The following is a 4,246-nucleotide window of genomic DNA, read 5'->3' as shown; positions in this document are numbered from 1 at the left end:
CAATACGTGCTGAATATCTATACAGAAAACCGGGCTTATGCAAGACCTTTCAAAACAGAATTCGGATAAGAATCCTTTCTTTCCGGTTAGAATCTGCGTATTACCTCAAGTCGCATCGTGGGGTAAGGGGATGGTGGCTACATATTGATGTTGTGCTGTTGCTTTTTACTGAAAGCTGCTACTAACGACTCATAAATCTACCCTTAATCGTGTATTGGATGATAGTTGCGGATTTTAGGATAATAAGATCAGCATGGCAGAATTAAAGGCAACCGTGTGCTTGCAAGGGAAGGATATAGAAGTGATTTCATCACATATTGAATTTAACCGCAAGACAGATAATAAAGGAAGGCCAGTGACAAATGTTATTGGCGGACGTATTACCATAACCGTTGAATCTACCAGAGAAACTACTATTCTTGAAGCAATGGTAAACAGTCCTTTCAAAGCGATAAGCGGCAAGGTGATTTATTACAACACTAAGGATAATTCAATCTTTCGTGTCGTGGAGTTCAAATATGCGTATATCGTATATTACAAAGAGGTTTACAATGTTGACAGGAAACGCCAAATGTACTCCACCATCACATTTTCTGCGGATATTATTATGATAGGAGACGCATATTTAAGCAATCAATGGTAAGACTGACGATTCCTGCAAGCCTTTATTGGATCTTTCAAAGAAGAAACATGAAATTTAGTTGTTTGGATATTATTGTATTAAGAAATATCACTAACTTTGTTCATTGTGGATGTGGTGATAATGGATTTGCAGCGTCGTTTACTATTTCAATATTTAATGTTCTTATTGCTACATTTTTGTTTTTCAATGGAGTTAAAATAGAATTATGTTAATAACAAAGGTATGAATACTTTGATTCTTGATTTTTTAAACAGCTATGCTGATAATACCAATCCTCAGTATGCCGTGATGCTGAAAGGAAAATGGGGATGTGGCAAAACTCATCTTATAAAAGAATGGAAGAAGAGGTTTGATGGGACCGCAGATACCGACGGGGAAATTACGCTAAAGCCCATTTATATTTCGACCTATGGAATGGATAGCGTGAATGACATCAAGACAGCTATAGATAGGGAATTAAATCCTTTCTTCTATTCGAAAACGGGGCGTTTCATAAAGGGAATTTTGAAATTAGCCGGTAAGGTAGTCTTCAAGACAAGTATGGATTTTAATGAAGACTCTAAAGAGGATGGTTCATTTTCAGCAACACTGGATTCGTTGTCGTTACTACAAGTGAAAGACGACAGTATAAAAGGTGTAAAGTTTCTGATATTCGATGACATCGAAAGGTGCCTGATAGAGATGAAGGAATTGTTAGGCTTTATCAACTATTTTGTAGAGCATTGTAATTGTCATGTTGTCGTAATTGGAGATGAGAACCACCTTGAAGAACTTCCCAAGGCTGTATGGGATGAGTTTAAGGAAAAGACCATAGGCAGGGAATTTGAAATACAACCTGACATAGAAGAAGCCATCGAATACTTCCTTGGCGAAGTACCGGTATCCGATTATTTGAAAGAAATGCGTGATTTCATTATTACCTGTTTTATGTGTACAAAATCCGATAACTTACGAGTTTTGAGACAATGCTTATATGATTTTAAAAGCCACTTAAACAAACTTCCTCCCGAACTGGTTGAAAAGGATAATATCTTTCTTAAGAATATTCTTGGGTCATTTATTGCTGTGTATGCAGAGTATAATAATAGTGAGAACAAAGAGGTAATTTGTAATTGGAGTAGAGATTGTCGGATTTCTCTACTCCAAGATAATAATGAGGATAAGCAAAGGATACAGCATCTAAGGGAAAAATATCACTCTTTAAACAAGGAGCTAATTTATGATGTCTTAAATCCGGAGTATGTTACGGCTATTATACACTATATTATTACAGGTGCTCCACTTGTAGAATTTATTGTTACGGAGATAAGGGATAAGCAAAAAGAATTGAAACCTTGGGAAATGCTATCCGGCTTTTTCGATATGGAGCAGCAAAAACTTGAAAGTATTTGTCAGGACACTATAAAGTCCATATTGGATAGAGAGATAAAAGACGCTTATCAACTTGGTTATAGTATTGCGTATCTATCATATTTTCACGCTATTGGCATTTTCTATTTTATACAGGCTTATGTCTCTTTAATAAAAGTGAGAATAGCAGAAATAATTAATAGTCAAACCAGTTTAGAGGAACTTTATCAGCTAAAAGGGCTTTTTATTAGTGGATGTAATTATGTAACCACAGATTCCAAGACTCCAATAACGGATGATATTGTGGACTATTTCTTGCAGAAGATAGAATCAAAGAAAAATGAGTTGCCAGATCAAATGCAAAAAGCACTGCGTAATTTGACTGAAGGAACAGTAGAACAACTTATAATCATAGACAGATTGCCTTATCCAGATAAAAGTTGTACATACGAACTTCGTGCTATATTTGCATCTGAAGATGCCAATGCTCTCTTTGATGCTATCTGCAAACTAAGCAATAAAAGTAAAAATACTTTTACGAATTTTCTTGCTTATCATTATAAATTTGACTATGACTTACAAGATGTAGGAAACAGATATAAGGCAGATATTCCTTGTTTACTCAAGTTGAAAGATTTGGTCAGTAATGAAATCAGTATATCAAAAGGAGTGGATAAAATTACCTTCACAAAGTTAAAAGATGCCTTAATTGAAGCAATTAGGAGGTGTGAAGGCTAAAGTGACACATTGTCACCAATATAGAAGCTAAAAATGACGTATCGCAAAAAAACGGATATGTGATGAAAGGCCATTCTCCCTATTGGGCTAAAATAGAGGATATGAGGGCTATAAAGGGAAACGGGTGGCGGCGGGGAATCGGGAGGTTATAAAGGGAGAAAGGATGCCATAAAAGAGTAGAGCCGTCGGCAGACCGGAGCGAAAAAAATCCCTCTGCCCGGTCATCGCGACCATGCAGAGGGAACGGTTGAATTATGATTATGTCAAGCAGCTTCGGCAATAGTTTCGTGTTTGGCAGCCTGTGGTTGTTCGGCCTCTTTCAGACTTTCATCAATCCTGTGCTGAAGTTCCTTACATTCCTGTTTGAGCCTTGACAGCTCATCAGTCTTGCTCCACTGGCGACAAACGATTTTCTGCAATGTAGGAATTTCGCTTTCTATCCGCTCTACCGCCTTTTGTTGCTTCTCGATAAGAGAGGGCAATTTGCTTAATGCTCCATGCGGATATTGCGCCGACTCTACAAAACCAAGCGGCAGCACACCGCTTAGGCCGCATCGGTATTTCAATCCACTTATACCCTCTACAAAGAATGTATTGCGGTCAAACGTACCGTCCATATTATACTCGCTATGCACCAACAAGTTCAGTCCTGCATACGTGCCAACTGTGCCATACGCTCCGTTGCGGTAGGTCCTGGCTATACGGTGCAACTCCCGACCAACCTCCTCGGTACTGGCTTGCGGCAAGTTTAAAAGCAGGGTTGCCTTTGCCCCATTATACGAGTTGATGTATTCCAAATCCCTCTTGAAATCGGCCTCAGTACGCTTTGCCTTTTCGACTTCTTCCTGACAGGCAGCTATTTTACGTTCGGCACGGATGCGTTCTTTCTTGAAAATAGCCTGTTCCTTTTCAAGCTGCATAATCTTGTTGTCGAGCTTCGTCTTGTTCAGCAAGTCGTTATTGCCTGACAGAATAGCCACGAACTCGGCGAAGTTCATACCGCTGTCCTCATCCATGCCTCCCTCGTCAATACGGCGCACGGCGATTGTGCCGTTGTTAATTTGATTGATAAACATCTGCTTGTTTTTCAGCAGATTAAACTTGTAGGCGTCGAGGGTCTTTTCCGTACCATAAATTACGATATCCACCACATTGCCACCCCACAGCTTTACGGTGTTGCCTTTGCGTACTGCTCTGCCATTGCGTTGCTCCATGTCAGCAGGTCGATCGGGTAGGTCAAGGGCATTACTGCCCTCTTCCCCCCTCAGAACCGTACGTGAGGGTTTCCCCTCATACGGCTCAAGCTTTTCAAAGTCTCTGTTCGTGTGCAGAGACCGGCTCATCCTACTTCTTGTTTCCATTGTTTTTACGGGATAATTTGAAACATTCATCATGAACCAACAGATTGCATTTCCGTCCGTCTTGTACGGTCGGCATTACATTCCATGCCTTATGCGTGTCAATCGGTTCACCACATATCGGACATTTCCGACCTTGCTTTTCCCATAGGTAAAG

Annotated in this window: 3 protein-coding genes and 1 pseudogene; 2 read left to right on the top strand and 2 right to left on the bottom strand. The window is 39.8% G+C overall.

The window, feature by feature from the left end; genetic code table 11:
* Positions 1 to 253: 253 nt before the first annotated feature.
* Both tssD and HMPREF0106_RS00560 read left to right on the top strand, forming a co-directional pair.
* Positions 254 to 643, top strand: coding sequence for a type VI secretion system tube protein TssD (gene tssD, locus HMPREF0106_RS00555; protein WP_004308665.1), 390 nt, complete (start codon positions 254 to 256; stop codon positions 641 to 643).
* A 222-nt stretch (positions 644 to 865) separates the two neighbouring features.
* On the top strand, positions 866 to 2,731 hold the full coding sequence (locus HMPREF0106_RS00560) for a P-loop NTPase fold protein (protein WP_009041258.1): 1,866 nt from the start codon (positions 866 to 868) through the stop codon (positions 2,729 to 2,731).
* 263 nt (positions 2,732 to 2,994) lie between these two features.
* Here HMPREF0106_RS00560 and HMPREF0106_RS0125310 read toward each other — a convergent pair whose 3' ends face one another.
* Entirely contained in the window at positions 2,995 to 4,092 is a 1,098-nt protein-coding gene (locus HMPREF0106_RS0125310; RefSeq protein ID WP_032851673.1) for a hypothetical protein, read from the bottom strand.
* Positions 4,076 to 4,246, bottom strand: a pseudogene (locus HMPREF0106_RS27285) (group II intron reverse transcriptase/maturase); the annotation flags it as partial. The gene HMPREF0106_RS0125310 and the pseudogene HMPREF0106_RS27285, both read right to left, overlap by 17 nt.

This window comes from Bacteroides sp. D22 (assembly GCF_000163675.1).
Lineage (GTDB): Bacteria > Bacteroidota > Bacteroidia > Bacteroidales > Bacteroidaceae > Bacteroides > Bacteroides xylanisolvens.
The sequence above is the reverse complement of the archived record's forward strand: the minus strand, read 5'-3'. Positions and strand labels throughout refer to the sequence as shown.